Here is a 22,600-nt window from a genome sequence, read left to right as displayed (position 1 = left end):
GGCGGGTATCGAGGGCGGGGCAGGTCGGTGAGCCGGCTCGCGACGGCAGATGAGAGAAGTTTCATGAAGAAGTTTTGACGGGTCGCCAGAGAACGCCGTCTTTCCGGGGTTCAATGTCCGAGGCCACCCGTAGAGTTCGAACATGAATACGAAAGTCGGGGCAGGTTTCGAGGCCGAGACGGATCTCGCCGCGCGGGACCTTGCGGAGCGGTATGCGGCCGCGTGTCGGGCCGAAGCGGCGGCGCAGGCCGGGGTGGCGCGGGTGCTGGCCGAGGCCGAGACCCTCGCCGAGGAACGGGTGGCGGCGCTGCGCGCTGCGGCGGCGCGGGAGGCGGAGTTGCCGGTGCGGGCGTTGGCGGCGGAGCTGGGGGCGGCGGCGCGGGAGCCCGACCGGACCGTGCAGCGGCGGATGGACGAGGCGGCGATGATCGCCCGGCACTTCCCCACCACGCTGGACGCGTGGGAGCAGGGCACTGTGGCGCGGGGGCATGTGACGGCGATCGTCGACCACGGCATGCCGATCCAGGACGGGGCCGCACGGGCCATGTTCGAACGGGAGGCTTTGGAGCGCGCGGCGGTGACGACGCCCGGGCGGTTGCGGGCTGCGCTCGGGCGGTTGTCGGAGGACCTGCAACCGCGGTCGTTGACCGAGCGGCACCAGGAGGCGCGGGCGACGCGGGGCACGTCGGTGCAGGACCTGGAGGACGGGATGGGAGGGATCCTGATCGTGCAACCGATCACCCTTGTCCGCGGCATCCAGGACCGCCTCACCGAACAGGCGAAAGAGATCAAGAACGCCGACCCAGACGATCCGCGGACCGTGGATCAGATCCGCGCGGACATCGCCGCCGACACCCTCCTCACCTCCACTCCGGATATTGACACCGGGGAAGGACTCGCCGACGGCTATGGCGGGCTCGGATCCATCACCGCGGTCGTCAACGTCACGGTCTCGGCGACCGCGCTGGCCGGGATCACCGACGAACCCGCCGAGCTGGTGGGGCGGGCGCCGGTCGACATCGACACCGCCCGCGAACTCGCCGGCCGCGCCCCCGGGTGGGAGCGGGTGCTGACCGACCCGATCAGCGGCGGGATCCTCGCCGTCGACCGATACACACCCTCCGCAGACATGAAACGGCACCTGCGGGTGCGGGACCAGCACTGCCGGTTCCCCGGCTGCCGACAACCCGTCCACCGGTGCGACTACGACCACACCCACGACTACGCGTCAGGCGGCAGAACCGAAGTGCGGAATCTGGCGGCGCTCTGCCGACGACACCACACCGTCAAAGGCGAAACACCCTGGAAAGTGAAACAACACGACCACGGCGTCCTCGAATGGACGTCGCCGGGCGGGCTGATCTACATCGACACACCTCCATCGATGGTGCGCTTCAGTGACCCGGCGGAGCCGCCGCCGTTCTGAGTGGCGCCGTACTGAGTGGCGCCGTATTGAGCGGCGCCGTATTGAGCGGCGCCGTTCTGAGCGCCTCCCGCATGTGCTCCATCGCTCGGAGGCCTCGTGTCCTGCGCCGGTAGTCCGTTGGCGATCACCGACGACCACTGAACCCGGACTTACTCGTCTACGGCTGCAGCACGACCTTGATGCAGCCGTCCTCCTTCTTCTGGAACGTCTCGTACAGCTGCGGGGCGTCGGCCAGCGGGGCGTGGTGGGTCACGAGATCCATCACGCCGAACGGATCGGTCGGGTCCTCTACCAGGGGGAGCAGCTCGTCGGTCCACCGCTTGACGTTGCACTGCCCCATCCGCAGCGAGATCTGCTTGTCGAACATCGTCTTCATCGGCAGGATGTCGGCCTCGCCGGCGTAGACGCCGCTCAGCGAGACGGTGCCGCCGCGGCGCACCAAGTCGATCGAGGCGTGTAGCGAGGCGAGTCGGTCGATCCCGGCCTTGTCCATGAACTTCTGCGCGATCGCATCGGGCAGAAGGCCGATGGCGTCCTGTGCGAGCTTGACGCCGGGGTTGCCGTGGGCCTCCAACCCGACGGCATCGACGACGCCGTCGGGGCCGCGCCCGTCCGTGAGGTCCCGGAGCTCGTCGACGACGGTGTCGGTCAGGTCGTACGTCGTCACGCCGTGACGCTCCGCCATCGCGCGGCGCTCCGCCTGCGGCTCGACGGCCAGCACGCGGTAGCCACGATGCACGCCGACCCGCGCGGCGAACTGCCCGACCGGCCCGAGCCCCATCACGGCGAGCGTGCCGCCCTCGGGCACGTTCGCGTACTCGACGCCCTGCCACGCTGTGGGCAGGATGTCGCTGAGGAACAGGTAGCGGTCGTCGGGCAGTTCCGAACCGACGCGGATGTGGTTGTAGTCGGCGAGCGGCACCCGCAGGTACTCGGCCTGGCCGCCGGGCACCTGACCGTACAGCTTCGTGTAGCCGAACAGCGACGCGCCGCTGCCATACTCGCGCACCTGCGTCGTCTCGCACTGCGACTGCAGACCGTTGCGGCACATGAAGCAGGTGCCGCACGAGATGGTGAAGGGGATCACGACGCGGTCGCCGACCGACAGCTCCGTGACGCCCGAGCCCACCTCGACGACGACGCCCATCGGCTCGTGGCCGAGGATGTCGCCGGCGTCGAGGAACGGACCGAACACCTCGTAGAGATGCAGATCCGATCCGCAGATGGCGGTCGAGGTGATCTTGATGATCGCGTCCGTCGGCTGCTCGATGACGGGGTCGGGGACCTCCTCGACGGCGAGCGAGCGCTTTCCTTGCCACGTGAGTGCCTTCATGCGGGGAAAACTACGTCGCGCGGGGGACGGCCACGACCCCCTTGACACCGGCGCCCGTCGACGTCACCTCACGCGTCGAAGATCTGGCCGACCGGCTCCCGCTTCTCCTCCTGAAAGCGATCCTCGGACCGCCCCTTGCCCAGTAGGCCGACAGGGAGAGCGCTCGTCGTTCCATGCCCCACTCCTCGTGGAAGATGCCGCGCAGCTTCTTCATCGCCTCGCGCTCCCCGTGCGCGAAGACATCCACCGGACCCGTCGGCCGGGGCAGGGCGGCGACCGCCTCGACGAGCGGCACCCCGTAGTCGGCGGCCGCTGCGCCGTCGCCGCCGACCCGATGCAGCCACGTCACCTCGACCCCGGCCGGCGCGGTCACGGGGATCTGGCCGTCCGGGCCGCCCACCTCGATCAGCGCGCGCCCGTACGCCGCCTCGGGCAGCGCCTCGAGTGCCGCCGCGATCGCGGGGAGGGCGGACTCGTCACCGACGAAGAGGTACTCGACGTCCTCATCCGACGGTGCGTACTGCCCGCCTGGACCCGAGAAGGTCAGGCGATCCCCCGCGGATGCCGCGCCGGCCCATGGGCCGGCGACGCCCTCGTCGCCGTGCACGACGAAGTCGATCGCGAGCGTGCGCGCGTCGCGATCGACCGAGCGCACGGTGTAGGTGCGGCGCACAGGCATGTCCTACGGCGCCAGGCGCTCGCGCAGGGCATCGAGATCGTACGGCGGCTCGAGCCCGAGCTCGGGCTTGGCGAAGAGCAGCTTGACGTACTTGTCGGTCTTGGCCAGGCGCTCCGCGTCGGCGTTCGCGATGAACGTGTCGAAGGCGTCGCCGCCCAGGTGCACGCGCACGAGGTTCGACGAGAGCCGCTCCGTGCGCACGACCTCGAAGACCAGCTGCGTCCCACGGCGCCGGCCGCCCCCGCCACCGCCACCGCGTTCGGGCCGCCCCGCACCCCTCGCTCCCGCGTCGTCGTTCCGCCCGGGCTGTGCATCGTTCGCGCGCATGATCTTTCCTCGTTCCCATCGTTGCGAGAGCGCCGTGAAGCTGCGCTGCCGCGCCTGCTGCTCCTGCCGCTCCCGGCGGCCGCCGGTCCCGCGGCGACGTCGTCGCGTGTCATCGGCGTGCGTCCTTCCTAGCATGGACGGCCCCCTCAGCCGCCGCCGCTCGCGCCTACAGTGGTGCCATGCCCGCCCCGTCGCGCTTCGTGGTCCTCGGCCCGATCGGCCGCGATCTGGTGCTGAGGATCGACGGCGAGATCGCCGCGCGCGACCCGGCCCGCATCACCCGCAGGTCCGAGCTTCTCGGCGGCAAAGGCGCCAATCAGGCGGTCGGTCTGCGTCAGCTGGGTGCCGAGGTGGCCCTCGTCGGCGTGGTCGGCGAAGACGCCGAGGGCGACGCGGTCCTGGAGCAGGCGCACGGCGACGGGATCGACGTGCGGGCGGTGGCACGACGCGGCACGACATCCCTGTTCATCGATGTCGTCGCCGCCGCCGGAGAACGTCGCCTGCTCGAGCACATCCCGGCATCCGCCTTGCTGACCGCCGCCGACCTCTCGCCGGCGCACGAGATGATCGAACGCGCCGATGCCGTCTGCCTGCAGCTGCAGCAGCCGGTCGACGCACTGCTGCCGGCAGCGCGCGCGGCGCGCGAGACGGGTGCGCTCGTGGCCGTCGACGGCGGGACGGGAGGACCGGACCGCGAACAGCTGCTCGCGCACACCGATGTCGTGCGGGCGGATGCCGCCGAGGCCGCTGAACTCGTGGACGCGCCGGTCGACACGATCGACGATGCCCGACACGCCGCGGCGTGCCTGCTCGCGGCGGGTCCGCGCGTGGTGGCGGTGGCGGTGCCCGCGGTCGGAGACCTCGTCGCCTGGCCCGGCGGCGACCGGCTGCTCCCGCACGGCTCGGAAGAGGTCGTGGACCCGACGGGGGCGGGCGACGCCTTCTTCGCCGGACTCGTCACGGGACTTGTGGAGGGATGGGATCCACCGGACGCCGGGCGGCTGGCAGCCGCCGCCGCGGCAGCCACCGTGGGTCGGCTCGGCGGACGCCCCGACCTGCGCCGGCTGCGGCCCGCCTGACCGGGCGACCGCTCGCCGGCCGGCCGTCTGCGGGTTCGGCGTGGTCGGCCCCGCCCTCCGGGGGGCGATAGCGTGAGGAGGTGGGTTCAGGCGATGCGGGCAGACGGAAGCGCCTGACCCGGTACTACCCGCAGTGGGCCGTCGTCGCGGTCCTCGCCCTCGGGGGCCTGTGCGCGTCGTTCATGTTCACGCTCGTCGTCCCGATCCAGGCGCAGCTGCCGGAACTGCTCGACGCCCCGCGGGAGGACACCGCCTGGGTCGTCACCGCGACCCTGCTGACGGCCGCCGTCGCGACGCCGATCTCGGGGCGGCTCGGCGACATGTACGGCAAGCGCCGCATCGTGCTGATCCTGCTCGCCCTGCTCGTCGTCGGCTCCGTCATCGCCGCGCTCTCGACCAGCATCATCGGCATCGTCATCGGGCGCGCCCTGCAGGGGGCTGTCACGGGCGTCGTGCCGCTGGGGATCGCGATCCTGCGCGACATCGTGCACAGCGACCATCTCGGCACCGCCGTCGCCCTGATCTCGGCGACGATGGGCGTCGGCGGTGCGATCGGGCTGCCCCTCAGCGCGATCGTCACCGCGCGCGCCGACTGGCACATGCTGTTCTGGATGTCGGCGGGCATCGGCGTGGTCGTGTTCGCCCTGGTGCTGTGGATCGTGCCGGTCAGCCTCCTCCGCTTTCCCGGCCGTTTCGACTTCGTGGGGGCCCTCGGGCTGGCGGCCGGCCTCACCGGGCTGCTGCTCGCCGTCTCACGCGGAGGCGAGTGGGGCTGGCTCTCGGCCCCGACCCTCGGCTGCGGAATAGGCGGCATCCTGGTCCTGCTCGTGTGGGGCCGCTACCAGCTGCGCACCCGCGAGCCGCTGCTCGATCTGCGGGTCGCCGCGCGCACCCCCGTGCTGCTGACCAACCTGGCGTCGATCGGCATGGGTTTCGCGCTCTTCGGCAGCAACGTGCTGTTCCCGCAGCTGCTCGAGCTGCCCACCGGTTCCGGGGTGGGCTTCGGCCTCTCCCTCATCGGCGCGGCCCTGGTGGTGATGCCCTCGGGCATCATCATGATGCTCATCTCGCCGCTCTCGGGCTGGTTCGCCCGCACGGTGGGCCCGCGCCTGCTGTTCACCCTCGGCGCGCTTGCGGTGGTGCTGGCCTATGTGGTCGCGCTGGCGCTCGGCACCGAGGTCTGGCACATCGTCATGGCCAACATGCTGGTCGGCGTGGGCATCGGGCTGAGCTTCGCCGCGATGCCCCTGCTGATCATGCGGTCGGTGCCCGCCGACGAGACGGGCGCCTCCAACGGACTCAACGCCCTGTTCCGCTCCGTGGGCACGAGCAGCGCGGCCGCCGTGCTCGGCGGCGTGCTCGCGTTCATGTCCGTGCCGTTCGAGGGAGTCCCCGTGCCGACGGCCGCGGCGTTCGAGCTGTCGTTCTGGATCGCCGGCTCGGCCGCGCTGTTCGCGCTCGTGCTCACGCTGTTCATCCCTCGCCACGCGAGTGTGGAGCAGCATCCCGCGACGCCCGCCGACTAATCTGGCGCAATGACGCAGCCCCCCGCGGACGAGGCAGAGCAGCAGACCGCGAGCGATCCCGAGACAGCATCCGGGGCCGCGCCCGGCGACGCCCGGTTCTTCGGCCAGCCGTGGGCACTGGCGCACATCTTCGGCGTCGAGATGTGGGAGCGCTTCAGCTTCTACGGCATGCAGGGAATCCTGCTGATCTACCTGTACTACTCGACGACCGACGGCGGGCTCGGGATGCCGCAGCCCGTCGCCGCGAGCATCGTCGGCGCCTACGGCGGCGCGGTGTACCTGTCGACGATCCTCGGCGCCTGGATCGCGGACCGCCTGCTCGGAGCCGAACGCGTGCTGTTCATCAGCGCCACGATCATCATGCTCGGCCACATCGCCCTGTCGCTGCTGCCGGGCTTCACCGGTGTCGGGGTCGGGCTGGTGCTCATCGCGATCGGCTCGGGCGGGCTGAAGGCCAACGCGACGTCGGTCGTCGGCACGCTCTACGCGGCCGACGATCCGCGCCGCGACGCCGGCTTCTCGCTGTTCTACCTCGGCATCAATCTGGGCGCGTTCCTCGGCCCCCTGCTGACCGGGCTGCTGCAGACGAGCCTGGGCTTCCAGTGGGGGTTCGGGCTCGCCGCGGTCGGGATGGCCCTGGGGCTGATCCAGTACTCGTTCGGCCGCCGCGGGCTGCCCGCCGAGTCCAAGCGGGTGCCGAACCCTCTGCCCCGTTCGCGCTACGCCACGGTGGTCGGTATCGCCGTCGCCGGCGTCGCCGCCGTCACCGTCGCCGTGCTGCTCGGATGGATCCAGGCCGGCACTCTCTCGGTGCTCGTGATAGGCCTGACGCTGATCGCCGCCGTCGCCTACTTCGTCGTCATCCTCGGCAGTCGGCAGATCACGGTCGTCGAGCGTTCCCGCGTGCTCGGGTTCATTCCGCTGTTCATCACGAGCGTGGCGTTCTGGTCGCTGTACCAGCAGCAGTTCACGGTGCTGACCATCTACTCCGACGAACAGCTCAACCGCGACATCTTCGGCTGGACCATGCCGGTGTCGTGGGTGCAGTCCATCAATCCGGTGTTCATCATCATCCTCTCGGGCGTCTTCTCGGCGCTCTGGCTGAAGCTCGGCCGGCGTCAGCCCTCGACGCCCGTCAAGTTCGCGCTCGGCGCCATCGTGATGGGCATCGCCTTCCTGCTCTTCCTACCTTTCGCCGGCGGCGGCCAGCACTCCACGCCCCTGGTGGCGATCGTCGGCATCCTGTTCGTCTTCACGATCGCCGAGCTGCTGCTCTCACCCGTCGGCCTGTCGGTGGCGACCAAGCTCGCGCCCGAGCGGTTCCGCACGCAGATGGTGGCGCTGTTCTTCCTGTCGGTGGCGCTCGGCACGGCGATCGCCGGCTGGCTGGCGCAGTTCTTCACCGAGAACGACGAGGTGCCCTACTTCTCGCTGCTCGGCATCCTGGCCATCGTCGTCGGCATCGCCCTGCTGCTGTCGGTGCGACCGGTGCTCCGGCTCATGAAGGGCGTGCGGTGAACTTTCCCCCCGCAGCTCGCGCAGGCGCTCCCGCAGCACGTCGCGGTCCGGCAGCGGACTGAAGCGGCCACCGGCCTTGCGGTAGACACGACACGTCAGGCCGTACGGCTGCTCGTCCGGCTCGACCACGTCGAGGTCGTCGACGCGCACGGTGGGCGATCCGACGAACCGGTGCGCCTCGGCATCCGCCTGAGTCTCGACCCAGCGCACGTCGATGGGCTCATCGGGCCGCCCCAGCTCCGCCAGGACCGATGACACGCGCGCGAGCGCATCCTCGTGAGATGGGCACCCGGACCAGCTCCAGAGGACGATACGCGGCTCAGCCATGCGCAGGAGGCTGCGTGCCCGCAGCCCCTTTGATGCCGCATCCCCGGGGCGTGGTCTCAGGCTGCGAGACCGGCACGCCCGCAAGCACGTCGTCGAGGGCCCGGCGCAGGTAGGCGGCCCCCTGTGCGGTGTCGTCGTGGTCGGCGTCCGGGGCACCGTGGTAAGCGACGCGACCTGCGGCGTCGAGCACGAAGACATCCGGCGTGACGGTCGCCCCCCACTGACGCGTGATCGTCTGCTCGTCATCGCGCAGATAGTCGAAAGCGAACTCACCCGCCGCCACCCGCTTCTCCATCGCCTCGAAGGAGTCATGCGGGTGGCTGACCGCGTCGTTCGCGTTGATCTGGATCACACGCACGCCTCGCTCGCCGTAGTCGCGGGCGACCTGCTGGATGCGGTCGTGCCACGCGAGTGCGTAAGGGCAGTGATTGCACGTCCAGACGACGACGGTCGCCTCGGAGGCGGCGGGATCGAGGGTGACGCACGCGGGAGGGTGAACGGTTCGACGGTGTCGGCGATGGCGTAGGGCATGCGCTTCTTTTCAACGGCCACGGCCAGTCCACCACGTCGCGACACGAGCGGTTCACCCCCACGGACGTCACTTCGTTGCGGGCCCGCCGCGGTCTTCGTGAGAGTTTCGGGGCATAGGCGCGTTCTCGGCAGTCGCGAGGCTAGAGCAAGTGCAGCTCGCGTTCGATGGCCTGTGCCGACTGACGGAGCGCGGGCAGGTACCGCGCCGCGGTCTCCGAAGGGCCGCCGGCCGACGCATTCATCGACACGTTGACCGCGGCCACGACCCGTCCCGCGCGATCGTGCAGGGGCATCGCGAGCGAGCGCAGCCCCTCCTCGAGTTCGCCGTTGACGAGCGACCATCCCTGCTCGGCGACGCGGCGCAGCTCGGCGAGCAGGTCATCGATCCCGACGAGGGTGTGCGGAGTGAAGGAGCGGCGCGGCGCGGCGTCGAGCACGGCCCGCGCCTCGTCCCCGGCGAGGGGCGCCAGGAGCACACGTCCCATGCTCGTGGCGTAGGCGGGAAACCGGGATCCGATCGTGATGCGCACGCTCATGATGCGGCGGGTGGGCACTCGCGCGATGTAGACGATGTCGTTCCCGTCGAGCACGGCGGCCGAGACGCTCTCGTCGACGTCGCGCGAGAGCCGTTCGAGATGCGGCTGCACGATCTCGGGCAGCGACAGCGACGACAGATAGCTGAACCCGAGCTCGAGCACGCGCGGCGTCAGTGCGAAGGAGCGTCCCGCCTCGTCGGCGGTGCGCACGTAGCCCAGCGAGACGAGCGTCAGCAGGAACCGTCGCGCGGCCGCGCGCGTGAGGCCGGCGCGCCGAGCGACCTCGCTGAGGGTCAGTTCGGGGTGCTCGGCGTCGAACGCACGGATGACCGCGAGTCCCCGGGCGAGCGACTGCACGAAATCGCCGGACGTCGCGGCGTCCACGCCGTCGAGCTTCTCGGTACTCACCGCGTCATCCTCTCATCGGCGTTTCGGCTCGCTTCGCTCGCTCAACGCCCAGAAGGGACCGGTCGTTGAGCGAGCCGGAGGCGAGACGAAACGCCCCGCGTCACCGCTCGAGCACGACGGCGAGCCCCTGACCGACGCCGATGCAGATCGCGGCGACCGCCACCCCGCTGCCGCGGCGCGCCAGCTCGTGGGCCGCGTGGCCGATGATGCGACCGCCGGATGCGCCGAGCGGGTGCCCCATCGCGATCGCGCCGCCGTGGATGTTGAGCTTGTCGGGATCGAGTTCGGGCCAGAGCTTCAGGCAGGCCAGCGACTGCGAGGCGAAGGCCTCGTTCAGCTCGACGAAGTCGACGTCGGCCCAGGTTCGGCCGGCGCGGGCGAGGGCCCTGTTGGCCGCCTCGACGGGCGCGACGCCGAACACATCGGGATCGTTGCCGAAGACGCCCCGACCCGTCACTCGCGCCAGCGGCTCCGCCGCCAGCACACCCTCGGCACCCAGGAGGACCGCGGATGCACCGTCGTTGATCGACGACGCGTTGCCCGCCGTCACCGATCCGTCCTTCGCGAACAACGCGCGAAGCCCGCCGAGCTTCTCGAGCGTCGTGTCGCCGCGGATCCCCTCGTCGCGGGGCATCTCCGCCCCCGGGACCTGCACGATCTCGCGATCGTAGACCCCGGCATCCCACGCCTCGGCCGCCAGCCGGTGGCTGCGCAGCGCGAAAGCGTCCTGGTCTTCGCGTGAGAGCTCGTAGATCGCCGCGAGCTTCTCGGCGGACGCGCCGTTGCTGATCGTCCAGTCCTCGCGCAGGTTCGGGTTGACCATGCGCCAGCCGATCGAGGTGTTCCACATCGTCTGGTTGCCGGCCGGCCATGGCTTCGGCGATTTCTCGACCACGAACGGGGCTCGGCTCATCGATTCCACACCGCCCGCGAGGATCACGCCGGCGTCGCCGGCGTCGATTGCGCGCGACCCCTGGATCACGGCTTCGACAGCCGAACCGCACAGGCGGTTGACCGTCACGCCCGGGACCGACGAGGGGAAGCCCGCCAGCAGCGCACCGAAGCGTGCGACGTTCCGGTTGTCCTCACCGGCCTGATTGGCGTCGCCGAAGATGACGTCGTCGATGCGGGCGGGATCCAGGCCCGTGCGCTCGGCCGCCGCCTTCATGACGATGGCGGCGAGGTCGTCGGGGCGGACGCCGGCCAATGCGCCTCCCGCTCGGCCGAACGGGGTCCGCACGGCGTCGTAGATGTAGGTGCCGGTCATGAAGCCTCCTCGGTTTCGTCTCGCTGCGCTCGCTCAATCGCCGTGACCAGCGCAAGTCCGGTCAGCTCCGCGAGCGACTCGACCGTGTTCTCACCGAACGCCTCGCGCACGGCGAACCCATCCGGCGTGACGTCGAAGATGCCGTGGTCGGTGTAGACCCGGCTCACGCACCCCACGCCCGTGAGGGGATAGGTGCAGGCCTCGACGAGCTTGGATTCGCCCTGCTTGGTGAGCAGGTCGGTCATGACGTAGACGTCTTTGGCGCCGATGGCCAGATCCATCGCGCCGCCCACGGCGGGGATCGCGCCGGGGGCGCCCGTCGACCAGTTGGCCAGGTCGCCGTTCTGTCCGACCTGGAAAGCCCCGAGAACGCAGACATCGAGGTGACCGCCCCGCATCATCCCGAAGGAGTCGGCGTGGTGGAAGTATGCGGCGCCGGCCAGGGCCGTGACCGGCTGCTTGCCGGCATTGATGAGGTCGGGATCGATGCGCCCCTCCTCGGGCGCCGGCCCCATGCCGAGGAGGCCGTTCTCGGTGTGCAGGATGATTTCCAGGTCGGCGGGCAGAAAGTTGGCGACGAGCGTCGGCGCCCCGATGCCGAGGTTCACGTATGCACCCTCCGGGATGTCGGCGGCGATGCGCCGCGCAAGGTCGTCGCGACTGATCCGGGTGCTCACTTCACGTCCTCCTTCGTGTCGGCGACCATCTCGAGGGGGCGCCCTTCGAGGTCGACGCCGCCGATGAATTCGCCGTCTTCCACCCACCGGCGCGAACCCACGGCGACGACACGGTCGACGAAGATGCCCGGTGTGACGACCGACTCGGGGTCGAGCATGCCGAGGGGCACGGTGTCGTCGACCTGGGCGATCGTCGTCGCGGCCGCCGAGGCCATGATCGGCCCGAAATTGCGCGCGGTCTCGCGGTAGACGAGGTTGCCCCATCTGTCTCCCCGGAGGGCGCTGATCAACGCGACGTCGGCCTTGATCGGGTATTCGAGCACGTAGCGACGCCCGTCGATCTCGCGCTCCTCCTTGCCCTCGGCCAGTTGCGTCCCGACGCCCGTCGGCGAGAAGAACGCACCGATCCCGGCTCCCGCCGCGCGGATGCGCTCCGCGAGGTTGCCCTGCGGCACCAGTTCGAGCTCGATCTCGCCCGCGCGGTACAGCCCGTCGAAGACCCAGGAATCGCTCTGACGGGGAAAGGAGCAGATGATCTTGCGCACGCGCCTCGCGGCAAGCAGGGCCGCGAGCCCGGTGTCGCCGTTGCCGGCGTTGTTTCCCACGATCGTGAGGTCGCCGGCTCCGTGGGCGATCAGGGCGTCGATCAGTTCGACGGGCTGGCCGGCCCGCCCGAAACCGCCGATCATCACGGTCGCGCCGTCGGGAATGTCACGGACCGCCTCATCGACGGTGGGAACGGTCTTGTCGATCACACGTCCTCCTCAGACCTGTTCGCTATGCGCACAGGTGTTCGTATAGCGTCCATTCTAGCGCGCCCTCCGGCCACGCACCAGCGTCACCGCAGCAGCCGCCCGGCCCCTGTGGCATCACGGCTCGAGCGAGAGTGACGCCGGAATGGGGACGATGTGCTCACGCAGCGCGATCAGTTCGCGAGCGTGCGCGTCGAGACCGCGGTCCTCCTCGGTGCGCGGCTGCCACCGTGGTACTGGGAGCGCCACTCCCGCGGCGCCGGGCACGACGAAGACGCTGATGCACTGCGTCGTGAGCACCCACTCGCCCGGTTCGCGCGGGTCCGCACACGAGACGCGGATGCTGATGTGCATGCTGTGCCCGCCCGTATGGATGAGTCGGGCGTCCACCTCGACGAGGTCGCCGATGCGCACGGGAGCGAAGAAGTGGATGCCGCCCGAGTAGACGGCGACGGCAGCGCTCGACGTCTCGCCGTCCTTCGCCCAGGAGGCGGCACACGCGTAGGCGGCCTCGTCGATCCACCGCATCACCGTGCCGCCGTGCGCCTTGCCGCCGAAGTTGACGACGCCGGTCGGCACGAGAAAGCGCATCGTCGCCCGTGGCGCAGCGGTGTCGTCGCTGTGGACCTGCTCGAGCATGAGTTGCCGGATCTCGGCGCGCGCGGCGATGCGGTCCGCAGCCGCCGCGGCCAGCTTGTGGTCGGCGCGGGAGCGCGGCTGCCACACCGGCACTTCGGCGGTGCGCCCGTCGGCGCCCTTCGCCACGAAGACGAGGATGCACGTCGTGGCGGGACGATAGCGGTGTTCGTCGACACCGCTCGAGGACACCGTGACGAGAACGTGCATGCTCGTGCGTCCGGTGTGAACGAGCCGCGCCTCGGCCTCGATCAGGCTGCCGGGTGGGATCGGCCGCCGGTGGCGCACGTTGCCGACGTATGCCGTGACGCAATAGGCGCCGGCCCAGCCGACCGCGCACGCGTACCCGGCCTTGTCTATCCATTCCATGACGCTGCCGGCCGCTACCGATCGTCCCCCTGCCGCAGTGTCAGCGGGGGTGGCGAGAAAGCGCAGAGTGATGCGATCGTCCCGTCCGACGGCGCGAGGGGTCGAAGTCACGGCGCCAGCCTAGCGAGGGCGATGGGAATAGGGTTGGCGGCGACGATCGGCCTGCGAGAGGAACCCGGGATGAGTCACCGACTGCAACCTCTGCGGCCCGATCGGATGTCGGCGGAGCAGCGGGCGCTCTACGACGACATCATGACCGGTCCGCGCGCCCAGGGCCCCCAGCACTTCGCCCTCACCGCCGATGACGGCTCACTGCGCGGCCCCTTCGACGCGCTGCTGCGCTCCCCCGGCGTCGGCGGTGCGCTGCAGGGGCTGGGCGCGGCGATCCGATACCGCGCGGAGCTCGCACCCCGCGAAAGAGAACTCGCCATCCTGCTCGTCGCCACCCATTGGGACTGCGACTTCGAACGCGAATCCCACGAGGCCATCGCGCGGGCCGCCGGCTTCAGCCCGGACGAGATCGAGGCGACCCGACGCTCGGACGCGAGCCGTTTCACCGGCAGCGAAGAGATGATCGCGCGTACGGTGCTCGAGCTCCTCGCGGGCGATCTATCCGATGAACTGTGGTCGACCGCGCAGGTCCACCTCGGCGAGGCCACGATCTTCGAGCTGACGACCCTCGTCGGCTACTACTCGACCCTCGCCCTCCAGCTCCGGGTGTTCCGGGTCGGCTCGTGAATCGGGACGCCACGTGCGTTCAGGAGTCGGCGGCGAAGACCTCGGTCGCGATCCGGAATGCCGTGTTCGCGGACGGCACGCCGCAGTAGATCGCCGACTGCAGGATGACCTCGCGGATCTCGTCCACGGTCAGGCCGTTCCGCAGCGCCGCCTTCAGATGCATCGCGAGTTCCTCATGGTGCCCGAGGGCGATCAGCGCCGTCAGGACGGCGACCGAACGCGAGCGCCGATCGAGCCCCGGCCGGGACCAGACGTCGCCCCAGGCGACGCGCGTGATGAAGTCCTGGAAGTCGGCCGTCAGCTCGGTGGTGTTCGCCACAGCCCGGTCGACATGGGCGTCCGAGAGCACCTCCCGGCGCACCCCCATGCCCTGGTCGTAGCGCTGCTCGTCGGTCAGTCCATCGCCGTCGGGTCGGGTCATCTCGCGCCTCCTGTGGCCGCATCGAAGAAGTCGAGCAGTTCGGCCACCGACGCCTCGGGCTGCTCGGCGGGGGCCAGGTGTGCGGCATCCGCGATGCGCCCCGCGCGGCCGTTCTGCACGCCCGCGGCGATCTCGGCGGCCGACGTCTCGGGGGTGACGGCGTCGTGCTCGCCCCACATCGCCAGGACCGGCACGGCGATCTCGCCCAGCCCGTCGCGCACGTCGAAGGCGGCGAGCGCCTCACAGCAGAGGGCGTAGCTCTCGTCATCCGCGTCGCGCAGGGCATGCAGCAGCCGCCCGCCGATCTCGGGGCGCCGCTCGAGCGATCCCGGGGCGAACCAGCGCTCGGCCGAGGGGATCACCAGTGCGCCCGTGCCCCGGCTGCGCACGGTCTGGGCGCGCTCGTGCCACGCCTGCTCCTGGCCGAGCTTCGCGCCCGAGCAGACGATGGCCGCGGCGCCCACCAGGTCCGGGTGCCGTAGCAGCAGTTCCAGACCGACGGCTCCCCCGAGCGATACTCCGGCGTAGAGGACGGGGCCGGCGCCTGCATGGTCGCGCACCGCGGCGGCCACGGCATCCGCGATCTCGCCGACGGTGAAGCCTGCGGTCGCCGCCGGGGAGACACCGTGCCCCGGCAGATCCCATGCGGTCACCCGATAGCGCCCGCGCAGCAGCGGGACGACGTCCTCCCAGAGGATGGTCGACGTGCCGAGAGAGGGGCCGAGCACCACGAGGGGGGCCTGCGCCGGCCCCTCCGGTGCGGTGAGTCGGATCTCGGGGACGGTCATGAGCGCTCCTTGAGGACGTTCTCGGTGAGGGATGCCGCGAGCCCGGTGTACCCCGCGGGATCGAGCAGCGCGTCGACGTCGAGCGCGGCCGCCTCGGGAAGCCGCCGGATGCGGTCGGCGAGGTCGTCGCCGCGGCCGACCGCCGCGACGATCTCCTTCAGCCGCTCGGGGCCGATGAGGGGGCCGAGCACGATCGACACCCGTTCCGAGAGGATCAGGCCTCGGGTGGCTGCGAGATTGCGGGCCACGGCGTCGGGGTCGACACGCAGGCCGGCGACGAGCTGCGCCGTGTGCGACGACGCGCCGAGGGCGAGCCGGAGCAGTTCGCGCAGCGTGGGCCACTCGGCGTGCCAGGCCCCATCCGGCCGCTCGTCCACGGCGAGTGCGGCGGCGAGGTGGAGGGTCGAAGACAGCGCGGGCGCGCGCAGTGCCGCCGAACGGATCAGCACCGCCCGCGCGGGATTCTGCTTCTGCGGCATCGCCGAGGAGCCGCCACCGGTGCCCTCGGCGACTTCGCCGATCTCGGTGCGCGAGAGCGTGGCGACGTCCGCGGCGATCTTGCCCGCGGCATCCACCGCCTGCACCAGGGCGTCGCCGAGCTCTGTGACCGGCCATCGCGTGGTGTGCCAGGGCGCGTCGGGGGCGGCGAGCCCGAGGGAGCGGGCGAAGGAGCGCACGAGCTCCTCGGTCGCGGAGACGGAACCGGTGATCTCAACGAACGAGGCGAGCGTTCCGCCTGCGCCGGCCAGCTGAGCGGGGAGCGCGGCGCGTGCGCCCGCGAGCGCCGCCCGCGCGCGCGAGACGCCGCGCAGCCAGTTCGCGGCGCGCAGGCCCACCGTGGTCGGGACGGCGTGCTGAGTGAGCGTGCGCGCGGCGGCGACGTCGTCGGCGTGCTCTCCGATGAACGAACGCAGGGCCGCTTCGGCACGGCCGAGCGAGGCGAGCACCTCGTCCGCCGCGTCGGCGGCCACCCTCATGAGCGCCGAGTCGACGATGTCCTGACTCGTCGCGCCGCGATGGATCCAGGCCCGCTCTTCCGCGGGCACACGATCCTTCATCATCCCGACCAGGGGGATGACGGGGTTTCCACCGACGACGGCGGCGCGCGCGAGCTCACCGGCATCCAGCCCGTGCCCGCGGCAGCGCGCTCCCGCCTCGTCCCACCCGAACCGCGCCGCGACGGCCTCGGCGACCGACGCGGGGGCGAGTCCCGCCGCCGCATACGCCCGCGTCAGCGAGACCTCCGCCGCGACGAGCGCGGAGAGCACGGCGGCATCCGAGACGACGTCATCGAGACCGGCCGATACCGGCGAGAGCAACCCCGAATCGAGCGCTTCCGGCGCACGGCCGGATGCACTCTCGGGTGCTGCCTCAGAAGCCAATGAAGACGGTCTCCTTCTCGCCCTGCAGCCAGATGTCGTGGTGCAGGTACCCCTCGGGCGTGCGCGTTGCGACGAGCGTAGCGCGCTCGTCGTCGCTCAGCTGAGTCAGCAGCGGATCGGCGGCCAGCGCCTGCTCGTCCTCGGGAAGATAGATGCGCGTGTGCAGCTTGTTCGGCAGGCCCCGGGCATAGATGACCACGGCGAAGAAGGGGGCCTTGCCCTCGTCGGCTCCCGGGTTGCGCGTCCAGAACTCGTAGTGGCCGTCGTCGGTCGTCGCGGCGCGACCGAAGCCCGTGAAGGTGTGGTCGTCGCGGCGCCGGGCGCCGCGGGCGCGGGGCACGGAGCCGTCGGTGTCGGCCGCGAAGATCTCGACGATGGCGTCGGGAATCGCCGCCCCCTGCCCGTCGTAGACCCCGCCGCCGAGCACGATGGCGCCGGGGCTGTGGGGTGCGGCGACCTCGTGCTTGCGGTCGTAGTCGAGGCCGAAGGCGAAGAACGGACCGATCGTCTGACCCGACGTCGGGGCGTGGGTCGCCGGACCACGGCTGCGGGTCACCGCGCGGTGCGCTCGTCGCTCACCCTCGGCGCGGAACGCCTCGGTGACCGAGGGACGGTCGCTGATCCCGCCGGACGGGTCGTTGATCATGTCGCGCTCGCTCATCAGTGCTCTCCCTCGGACTCGAACCACGTGGCATCCGGACCGTCGACGACGATGTCCCAGCGATACCCCATCGAGAACTCGGGGACCGTGAGGTCGTGGTCGTACACCGAGATCAAGCGGTCGCGGTCCTTCTGGTCGCGGATGGTGTTGTAGATCGGGTCGAGCGCGAACAGCGGGTCGCCCGGAAAGTACATCTGCGTGATGATCCGCTGCGTGAAGCCACGGCCGAACACCGAGAAGTGGATGTGCGCGGGCCGCCAGGCGTTGATGTGGTTCTTCCACGGGTACGGGCCCGGCTTGATCGTCGTGAAGAAGTACTCGCCGTCGTCGTTCGTGATCATGCGCCCGGCACCCGTGAAGTTCGGGTCGAGGGGGGCGGGATGCTGGTCGCGCTGATGGATGTAGCGCCCGGCCGCGTTGGCCTGCCAGATCTCGATCAGCTGGTTCGGGATCGGACGACCCCACGAGTCCATGAGCCGGCCGGTCACCGTGATGCGCTCGCCCTGGGGTTCGCCACGGTGCTGCAGCGTCAGGTCGGATTCGATCGCCGCGACGTCGCGCTGCCCGAAGGCGGGCGAGTACAGCTCGATCGTCTCGGGGTCGACCAGGCGCGGGTTCTTGGTGGGGTGGCGCAGGATGCTGGAGCGGTACGGCGGAAAGTCGTACAGCGTCGCGGGTACGTCCTCACCGGCATCCGCACGGCGCTTCGCATCGGCGTGGATCGCGCGGATCTCGTCGGTGATCTGGGACTGCGACGCCTGATCGGGGCCGGCCAGCAGCGACTCTGGGGCCGCCGCCTGATTCGAGGTGGTGGACATCGTGTCTCCTTCGACAATCACGTGCTTCCAGCATGGGGGCCGTAGCGGCGGCATCCATGATCGAATCCCACTCAGTGGGAATCAGGGCTGGCGAAGCGAGCGCGTCAGGTCCGCAGCCGCCTGCGTGACCAGTGCGCCGAGGCGCCGCTCGTCCGCACCCTCGAGCCGCACCACGATGCCCATGGCCGTCGGCGGCAGCCCCCCGATGCGTCCGAGCGGGGCCGCCACCGACAGGTTGCCCAGCGTCATCTCCTCCCGCGTCACGGCGTAGCCCCGGGCCCGGGCGCGAGCCAGGTCGGCCCGCAGCCCCGCCTCGGTGGTGATGGAGTGCGTGGTCTCGCGTTCGAGCGGCACCGAGAAGTAGTCGGCGAGCCACGCCTCGTCGCGCGTCGAGAGCAGGGCCTTGCCCACACCCGTCGTGTGCAGCGGATGCCGCCCGCCCATGCGGCTGAGCGTCGGGTAGGACGCCTGCCCGGAAACACGACCGACGTAGAGTGCGGCGGCGCGCTCGGGACGCGGCGCATCCAGCACCGCCAGGTGCACGTTCTCGCCCGTCGCCTCGTACAGCCGTGACATGTGCGGCAAAGCCGTCTCACGCAGCCGCAACGCGAGGGGCGAGAGCTCCCCGAGCTCCCACAGTCGCACTCCCACGGTGTATCGATGCGCGGGCGCCCGGGCGAGCAGCCCGTGCTCCATCAGCTGCCCGAGCAGCCGATGCAGGGTCGACGACGCCAGCCCCGACCGCTCCGCCACCTGCGCCGCCGTGAGCGCCGGCTCGTCGTCGGTGAAGCACGACAGCACGCGCATGGCTCGGGCGAGGATGCCCACCGCGTCGCCATCGTCCACGCGCCCTCCTCACCCGTCGCCTCGAGGCTACTCCCGCGTGCCATGGCGTCGAGAAAACCACCGTTCGCGTGAGACCACCCGCGTAGCGCGGGCCTCGCGCGAACGGTGGTTCGTCGCGCCGCGTGGTACGGGATGCGGCATCGTGCAGGAGTGGGATGCTGGGGCGATGGCGAACTCGCCCTCCGGTGACTCGATGACCGATCGGGTCGTGCGCGTGCTCGAGACCTTCGACGCGGACCGCACGGTGCAGACCGCCGCACAGATCGGCCGGCGCGCCCGGCTGCCCTCGAGCACCGCGCAGCGACTGGTCGCCGACCTGGTCGAGGCCGGACTGCTCGAACGCGACGACGAGAACCGGGTGCGCCTGGGGCTGCGCCTGTGGGAGCTCGCGCTGCGAGGATCACTCGCGCTGCGCCTGCGGCAGGTGGCGCTGCCGCACATGGAGCGCGTGCAGGCCCGCATCCGCGAGCACACCCAGCTGGCCGTCCTCGAGCAGGAGGAGGCGCTGTTCCTCGAGCGACTCTCGCACCCCCAGGCGGGCGCGAACATCACCCGGGTCGCCGGGCGACTGCCGTTGCACGCGTCCTCTGCCGGGCTGGTGCTGCTCGCGCACGCTCCCGAGGAGGTGCGCGAGCGCGTGCTCGCCCGTCCCCTGCGCGCGCTCTCACCCGAGACCGTCACGGATGCCGCGCAGATCCGCTCCGCGCTCGTCCGCATCCGCCGCGAGGGCCACGTGATCGCCCCCGGGTCGATCGAGCAGGTCTCGACGGGCGTCGCGGTGCCCGTGCGCGACGGCCACGGCGGTCCGGTGATCGCCGCGCTCGCGGTCGTGCTGCCGCGCGAGGCGCCGACGGGAGGCGCGATCGAGGAGCTGCGGCTCGCATCCCACGGGATCGAGGCGGCGCTGGCGGCATCCCGGCCCTGAATCCATCTGCATACCCATTGAATGGGCATCTTGTGCGGTGCGGCTGTCGGTCCCGGGATGCTGGAATGCAGCATCCATCGACGTCGAAGGAGACGACCCATGACCGAGACCATCCGCACCCGCGTCGCCATCATCGGCGCCGGGCCGGCCGGGCTGCTGCTGTCGCACCTTCTGGCCGGTGCCGGGATCGAATCGGTCGTGATCGACCAGCGCACCCGCGACGAGATCGAGACGACGATCCGCGCCGGCATCCTCGAACATGGCACCGTGCAGGTGCTGCACGAGTCCGGTGCGTCAGACCGCGTACTCACCGTCGGTAACAAGCACGACGGCATCGAGCTGCGCTTCGACGGCGAGGGTCATCGCATCGACTTCGCCGCCCTTGCGGGGCGCAGCGTCTGGCTCTACCCGCAGCACGAGGTGCTGAAGGACCTCATCAACGCCCGCCTGAACGCCGGCCAGGACCTGCGCTTCGGCGTCACGGGGACCAGTGTCGAGGATGCGACATCCGACCGCCCGCGCGTCATCGCCACCGACGCCGAGGGGGCCGCCCTCGAGATCGAGGCGGAGTTCGTCGTCGGCGCGGATGGATCGCGCAGCGTCGCCCGCACGGCGGTGACCGGCTCGCAGACCGGCGGGTACTTCCGCGAATACCCGTTCGCGTGGTTCGGCATCCTGTGCGAGGCGCCGCCGAGCTCGGAGGAGCTGATCTACAGCAACTCCGCCAACGGGTTCGCCCTGATCAGCCAGCGCAGCGCCACGGTGCAACGGATGTACTTCCAATGCGACCCCGAGGCCGACCCGAACGCCCTCTCGGACGAGCAGATCTGGCACGAGTTGCAGTCGCGCGTGCCCGGCACCACCCTCAACGAGGGACCGATCTTCCAGCGCGACGTGCTGCGCTTCCGCAGCTTCGTCGCGCACCAGCTGCGCCGGGGGCGCGTCGCGCTGATCGGCGACGCCGCCCACACCGTTCCGCCCACGGGCGCGAAGGGCATGAACCTCGCCGTGGCCGATGTGCTGCTGCTGGAGAAGGCCCTGCGTGCGCTGCTGACGGAGCGGGACGAGCGTCTCATCGACGCCTTCGCCGAGACCGCCTCGCGGCGCATCTGGAAGGCGCAGCACTTCTCGTGGTGGATGACGAGCATGCTGCACGTCGCGCCCGACGCCACCGACTTCGACCGCCTGCGGCAGACCGGCGAGCTGCGCAGCGTGGTGGAATCCGAGGCGGGGCGGGCGTACCTCGCCGAGGCCTACACGGGATGGCCCTTCGAGTCCTGAACGCGTCGGGGCAGCTTCCGGGAAGCCGCGCGCGGGGTATAGTCACGTCCTCGTGAGCGATCAACACGAGGACGTCCCGCGTCCCGGCATACTGCTGTTCCTGGCGGTGTGCCTGATCGCGGCCAACATGCGCGCGACGATCACCGGGATCGGCCCGCTGCTGGAGCAGATCGAGGCCGACACCGGGCTCGCGGCCGCCACCCTGGGCGCGCTGGCATCGGTGCCCCTGGTCATCTGGGCCCTGGTCTCGCCGTTCGCGCACGATCTCAGCCAGCGATTCGGCCTGACGCGCGTCGTGCTGTGGTCGCTCGTGGCCCTGGCCGCGGGGACCGTCCTACGATCCCTGCCCGGACCCACGGCCAGTCTGTGGGCCGGCACCGTCGTGATCGGCGCTGCGCTCTCGGTCGCCAACGTGCTCATGCCCGCGGTGATCAAGCGCGACTTCGCCGCACGCGTGCCGGTCGTCACCTCGGTCTACACCGCCCTGCTCGGTGGCATGGGCGCCGTGGCATCCGGGATCGTCGTGCCGATCTCGCACCTGCCCACGCCGGGCGGTGAGGCAGGATGGCGTGTGGCGCTGCTGGCGACGGGCGCACTCCTGCCGTTCGCGATCATCCTGTGGGTGATCGCCCAGCGACGGAATCCACGCCGAGACGACATCCGCGCACCGGGTCCCCGCGCGCGCACGGGGATCTGGGCGGACAGGACCGCCTGGCTCGTGGGTGGCTACATGGGCATGCAGTCGGCGGCGTTCTACATGCTGGTCACCTGGCTCGCTCCCATCGCCATCTCCGAGGGCCGCAGCGAGGTGGTCGCGGGATTCGACGTCATGCTGTTCCAGCTGATGACCATCGTCGGCTCGCTCACGCTCCCGACCCTGTTGCGGGGGCGCCTCGAGCGCTGGGTGCCGGGGATGCTGCCGGCACTGGCGATCACGGGGACCATCGGCCTTCTGACGGCGCCGTCCACGCTCACGCTCTGGGGGATGCTGGCCGGCCTTTCCACGGGCGCCGCCCTGGGCATGTCGCTGACGCTGATGGCTTCCCGAGCCCGCGACCACGCGACGGCGACCGCACTGTCGGGGATGGCCCAGTCGATCGGCTACATCATCGGCGCAGCCGGACCGATCACGTTCGGTGCTCTGCACAGCGCGGTGGGGGGATGGCAGGCGTCCCTGGGGCTCCTCTTGGCAACGCTCCTCACCCAGGCGGGCATCGGGTTCGCGGTCGGACGCTCCCGATTCGTGCTCGAGCGCTGAGTCCCCGCCGAGCCGCACCCCTCCCTGCACCTCCCGCTATCTTCCGCTCCCCGTTGCGGCGGCAGTTTTGGGCGCGGGCGCCACGAAAAGG

23 protein-coding genes and 1 pseudogene are annotated in these 22,600 nt (G+C 70.8%); 9 read left to right on the top strand and 15 right to left on the bottom strand.

Annotated features, from left to right (window positions below):
- The first annotated feature begins 142 nt into the window (after positions 1 to 142).
- Positions 143 to 1,426 carry an HNH endonuclease signature motif containing protein gene (locus M4I32_RS06280; RefSeq protein WP_319033622.1) on the top strand — a complete coding sequence of 428 codons (1,284 nt, stop codon included), beginning with the start codon at positions 143 to 145 and terminating at the stop codon, positions 1,424 to 1,426.
- A 26-nt stretch (positions 1,427 to 1,452) separates the two neighbouring features.
- A complete protein-coding gene (locus M4I32_RS15205; RefSeq protein ID WP_413466793.1) occupies positions 1,453 to 1,539 on the top strand; it encodes a hypothetical protein in 87 nt (28 codons plus the stop codon).
- Between the two features lie 44 nt (positions 1,540 to 1,583).
- Here the strand turns inward: M4I32_RS15205 and M4I32_RS06275 are convergent, their stop codons facing one another.
- Genes M4I32_RS06275 through M4I32_RS06265 form a run of 3 tightly spaced genes read right to left on the bottom strand, consistent with a single transcriptional unit; the run spans position 1,584 to position 3,900 of the window.
- Positions 1,584 to 2,759 carry an alcohol dehydrogenase catalytic domain-containing protein gene (locus M4I32_RS06275; RefSeq protein ID WP_319033621.1) on the bottom strand — a complete coding sequence of 392 codons (1,176 nt, stop codon included), beginning with the start codon at positions 2,757 to 2,759 and terminating at the stop codon, positions 1,584 to 1,586.
- A 10-nt stretch (positions 2,760 to 2,769) separates the two neighbouring features.
- On the bottom strand, positions 2,770 to 3,432 hold the full coding sequence (locus tag M4I32_RS06270; protein WP_319033620.1) for a siderophore-interacting protein: 663 nt from the start codon (positions 3,430 to 3,432) through the stop codon (positions 2,770 to 2,772).
- A 9-nt stretch (positions 3,433 to 3,441) separates the two neighbouring features.
- On the bottom strand, positions 3,442 to 3,900 hold the full coding sequence (locus M4I32_RS06265; RefSeq protein ID WP_319033619.1) for a hypothetical protein: 459 nt from the start codon (positions 3,898 to 3,900) through the stop codon (positions 3,442 to 3,444).
- A 44-nt stretch (positions 3,901 to 3,944) separates the two neighbouring features.
- On the opposite strand from M4I32_RS06265, the gene M4I32_RS06260 reads away from it, so the two are divergent.
- The 3 genes from M4I32_RS06260 (at position 3,945) to M4I32_RS06250 (ending at position 7,888) form a co-directional block, all read left to right on the top strand.
- Complete coding sequence (locus M4I32_RS06260; RefSeq protein WP_319033618.1) at positions 3,945 to 4,844, top strand: PfkB family carbohydrate kinase; 900 nt, start codon at positions 3,945 to 3,947, stop codon at positions 4,842 to 4,844.
- Positions 4,845 to 4,924: 80 nt separating this feature from the next.
- Positions 4,925 to 6,370, top strand: a complete 1,446-nt coding sequence (locus M4I32_RS06255) for an MFS transporter (protein ID WP_319033617.1) — start codon at positions 4,925 to 4,927, stop codon at positions 6,368 to 6,370.
- A gap of 9 nt (positions 6,371 to 6,379) precedes the next feature.
- Positions 6,380 to 7,888 carry a peptide MFS transporter gene (locus tag M4I32_RS06250; protein WP_319033616.1) on the top strand — a complete coding sequence of 503 codons (1,509 nt, stop codon included), beginning with the start codon at positions 6,380 to 6,382 and terminating at the stop codon, positions 7,886 to 7,888.
- 319 nt (positions 7,889 to 8,207) lie between these two features.
- Here the strand turns inward: M4I32_RS06250 and M4I32_RS06245 are convergent.
- The 6 genes and pseudogenes from M4I32_RS06245 to M4I32_RS06220 all read right to left on the bottom strand — a co-directional run.
- Positions 8,208 to 8,660: pseudogene (locus M4I32_RS06245) on the bottom strand (thioredoxin family protein); the annotation flags it as partial.
- Positions 8,661 to 8,886: 226 nt separating this feature from the next.
- The gene (locus M4I32_RS06240; RefSeq protein WP_319033615.1) at positions 8,887 to 9,690 is read right to left on the bottom strand and encodes an IclR family transcriptional regulator C-terminal domain-containing protein; all 804 of its coding nucleotides are present in this window, start codon (positions 9,688 to 9,690) and stop codon (positions 8,887 to 8,889) included.
- Positions 9,691 to 9,790: 100 nt separating this feature from the next.
- Complete coding sequence (locus M4I32_RS06235; protein ID WP_319033614.1) at positions 9,791 to 10,957, bottom strand: thiolase family protein; 1,167 nt, start codon at positions 10,955 to 10,957, stop codon at positions 9,791 to 9,793.
- Complete coding sequence (locus tag M4I32_RS06230) at positions 10,954 to 11,634, bottom strand: 3-oxoacid CoA-transferase subunit B (protein WP_319033613.1); 681 nt, start codon at positions 11,632 to 11,634, stop codon at positions 10,954 to 10,956. The genes M4I32_RS06235 and M4I32_RS06230 overlap by 4 nt, the downstream gene beginning before the upstream one ends.
- Entirely contained in the window at positions 11,631 to 12,389 is a 759-nt protein-coding gene (locus M4I32_RS06225) for a 3-oxoacid CoA-transferase subunit A (RefSeq protein WP_319033612.1), read from the bottom strand. Before M4I32_RS06225 ends, M4I32_RS06230 begins: the two co-directional genes overlap by 4 nt.
- 114 nt (positions 12,390 to 12,503) lie before the next feature.
- Complete coding sequence (locus tag M4I32_RS06220) at positions 12,504 to 13,502, bottom strand: acyl-CoA thioesterase (protein ID WP_319033611.1); 999 nt, start codon at positions 13,500 to 13,502, stop codon at positions 12,504 to 12,506.
- A 69-nt stretch (positions 13,503 to 13,571) separates the two neighbouring features.
- On the opposite strand from M4I32_RS06220, the gene M4I32_RS06215 reads away from it, so the two are divergent.
- Positions 13,572 to 14,129 carry a carboxymuconolactone decarboxylase family protein gene (locus tag M4I32_RS06215; protein WP_319033610.1) on the top strand — a complete coding sequence of 186 codons (558 nt, stop codon included), beginning with the start codon at positions 13,572 to 13,574 and terminating at the stop codon, positions 14,127 to 14,129.
- A gap of 19 nt (positions 14,130 to 14,148) precedes the next feature.
- Here M4I32_RS06215 and pcaC read toward each other — a convergent pair whose 3' ends face one another.
- From pcaC to M4I32_RS06185, 6 genes are all read right to left on the bottom strand, one after another.
- Positions 14,149 to 14,550 carry a 4-carboxymuconolactone decarboxylase gene (pcaC, locus tag M4I32_RS06210; protein ID WP_319033609.1) on the bottom strand — a complete coding sequence of 134 codons (402 nt, stop codon included), beginning with the start codon at positions 14,548 to 14,550 and terminating at the stop codon, positions 14,149 to 14,151.
- Positions 14,547 to 15,338 carry an alpha/beta fold hydrolase gene (locus M4I32_RS06205; RefSeq protein ID WP_319033608.1) on the bottom strand — a complete coding sequence of 264 codons (792 nt, stop codon included), beginning with the start codon at positions 15,336 to 15,338 and terminating at the stop codon, positions 14,547 to 14,549. Before M4I32_RS06205 ends, pcaC begins: the two co-directional genes overlap by 4 nt.
- On the bottom strand, positions 15,335 to 16,720 hold the full coding sequence (locus M4I32_RS06200; protein ID WP_319033607.1) for a lyase family protein: 1,386 nt from the start codon (positions 16,718 to 16,720) through the stop codon (positions 15,335 to 15,337). The genes M4I32_RS06205 and M4I32_RS06200 overlap by 4 nt, the downstream gene beginning before the upstream one ends.
- Positions 16,710 to 17,381, bottom strand: a complete 672-nt coding sequence (pcaG, locus tag M4I32_RS06195) for a protocatechuate 3,4-dioxygenase subunit alpha (RefSeq protein WP_319033606.1) — start codon at positions 17,379 to 17,381, stop codon at positions 16,710 to 16,712. The genes M4I32_RS06200 and pcaG overlap by 11 nt, the downstream gene beginning before the upstream one ends.
- Positions 17,381 to 18,199: a protocatechuate 3,4-dioxygenase subunit beta gene (gene pcaH, locus M4I32_RS06190; RefSeq protein WP_319033605.1), complete on the bottom strand. Its 819-nt coding sequence runs from the start codon at positions 18,197 to 18,199 to the stop codon at positions 17,381 to 17,383. Before pcaH ends, pcaG begins: the two co-directional genes overlap by 1 nt.
- 81 nt (positions 18,200 to 18,280) lie before the next feature.
- Positions 18,281 to 19,045 (bottom strand): IclR family transcriptional regulator, encoded by a 765-nt coding sequence (locus M4I32_RS06185; protein ID WP_319033604.1) that lies wholly within the window; start codon positions 19,043 to 19,045, stop codon positions 18,281 to 18,283.
- Positions 19,046 to 19,238: 193 nt separating this feature from the next.
- On the opposite strand from M4I32_RS06185, the gene M4I32_RS06180 reads away from it, so the two are divergent.
- The 3 genes from M4I32_RS06180 to M4I32_RS06170 all read left to right on the top strand — a co-directional run bounded on the left by M4I32_RS06180 (position 19,239) and on the right by M4I32_RS06170 (position 22,509).
- Positions 19,239 to 19,970 carry an IclR family transcriptional regulator gene (locus M4I32_RS06180; protein WP_319033603.1) on the top strand — a complete coding sequence of 244 codons (732 nt, stop codon included), beginning with the start codon at positions 19,239 to 19,241 and terminating at the stop codon, positions 19,968 to 19,970.
- A gap of 99 nt (positions 19,971 to 20,069) precedes the next feature.
- A complete protein-coding gene (locus tag M4I32_RS06175; RefSeq protein ID WP_319033602.1) occupies positions 20,070 to 21,251 on the top strand; it encodes a 4-hydroxybenzoate 3-monooxygenase in 1,182 nt (393 codons plus the stop codon).
- Between the two features lie 52 nt (positions 21,252 to 21,303).
- Positions 21,304 to 22,509, top strand: a complete 1,206-nt coding sequence (locus M4I32_RS06170) for an MFS transporter (RefSeq protein ID WP_319033601.1) — start codon at positions 21,304 to 21,306, stop codon at positions 22,507 to 22,509.
- Positions 22,510 to 22,600: the final 91 nt, after the last annotated feature.

Source organism: Microbacterium sp. LRZ72 (genome assembly GCF_033792225.1).
Classification (GTDB): Bacteria; Actinomycetota; Actinomycetes; order Actinomycetales; family Microbacteriaceae; genus Microbacterium.
The sequence above is the reverse complement of the archived record's forward strand: the minus strand, read 5'-3'. Positions and strand labels throughout refer to the sequence as shown.

Excerpts from the sequence above, each read along its gene's own strand:
- M4I32_RS06250 (WP_319033616.1), top strand. The coding sequence starts at position 6,380 with ATGACGCAGCCCCCCGCGGACGAGGCAGAGCAGCAGACCGCGAGCGAT.
- M4I32_RS06215 (WP_319033610.1), top strand. The coding sequence starts at position 13,572 with ATGAGTCACCGACTGCAACCTCTGCGGCCCGATCGGATGTCGGCGGAG.
- pcaH (WP_319033605.1), bottom strand. The coding sequence starts at position 18,199 with ATGTCCACCACCTCGAATCAGGCGGCGGCCCCAGAGTCGCTGCTGGCC.
- pcaC (WP_319033609.1), bottom strand. The coding sequence starts at position 14,550 with ATGACCCGACCCGACGGCGATGGACTGACCGACGAGCAGCGCTACGAC.
- M4I32_RS06175 (WP_319033602.1), top strand. The coding sequence starts at position 20,070 with ATGACCGAGACCATCCGCACCCGCGTCGCCATCATCGGCGCCGGGCCG.
- pcaG (WP_319033606.1), bottom strand. The coding sequence starts at position 17,381 with ATGAGCGAGCGCGACATGATCAACGACCCGTCCGGCGGGATCAGCGAC.
- M4I32_RS06265 (WP_319033619.1), bottom strand. The coding sequence starts at position 3,900 with ATGCTAGGAAGGACGCACGCCGATGACACGCGACGACGTCGCCGCGGG.
- M4I32_RS06235 (WP_319033614.1), bottom strand. The coding sequence starts at position 10,957 with ATGACCGGCACCTACATCTACGACGCCGTGCGGACCCCGTTCGGCCGA.
- M4I32_RS06260 (WP_319033618.1), top strand. The coding sequence starts at position 3,945 with ATGCCCGCCCCGTCGCGCTTCGTGGTCCTCGGCCCGATCGGCCGCGAT.
- M4I32_RS06180 (WP_319033603.1), top strand. The coding sequence starts at position 19,239 with ATGACCGATCGGGTCGTGCGCGTGCTCGAGACCTTCGACGCGGACCGC.
- M4I32_RS06205 (WP_319033608.1), bottom strand. The coding sequence starts at position 15,338 with ATGACCGTCCCCGAGATCCGACTCACCGCACCGGAGGGGCCGGCGCAG.
- M4I32_RS06275 (WP_319033621.1), bottom strand. The coding sequence starts at position 2,759 with ATGAAGGCACTCACGTGGCAAGGAAAGCGCTCGCTCGCCGTCGAGGAG.
- M4I32_RS06280 (WP_319033622.1), top strand. The coding sequence starts at position 143 with ATGAATACGAAAGTCGGGGCAGGTTTCGAGGCCGAGACGGATCTCGCC.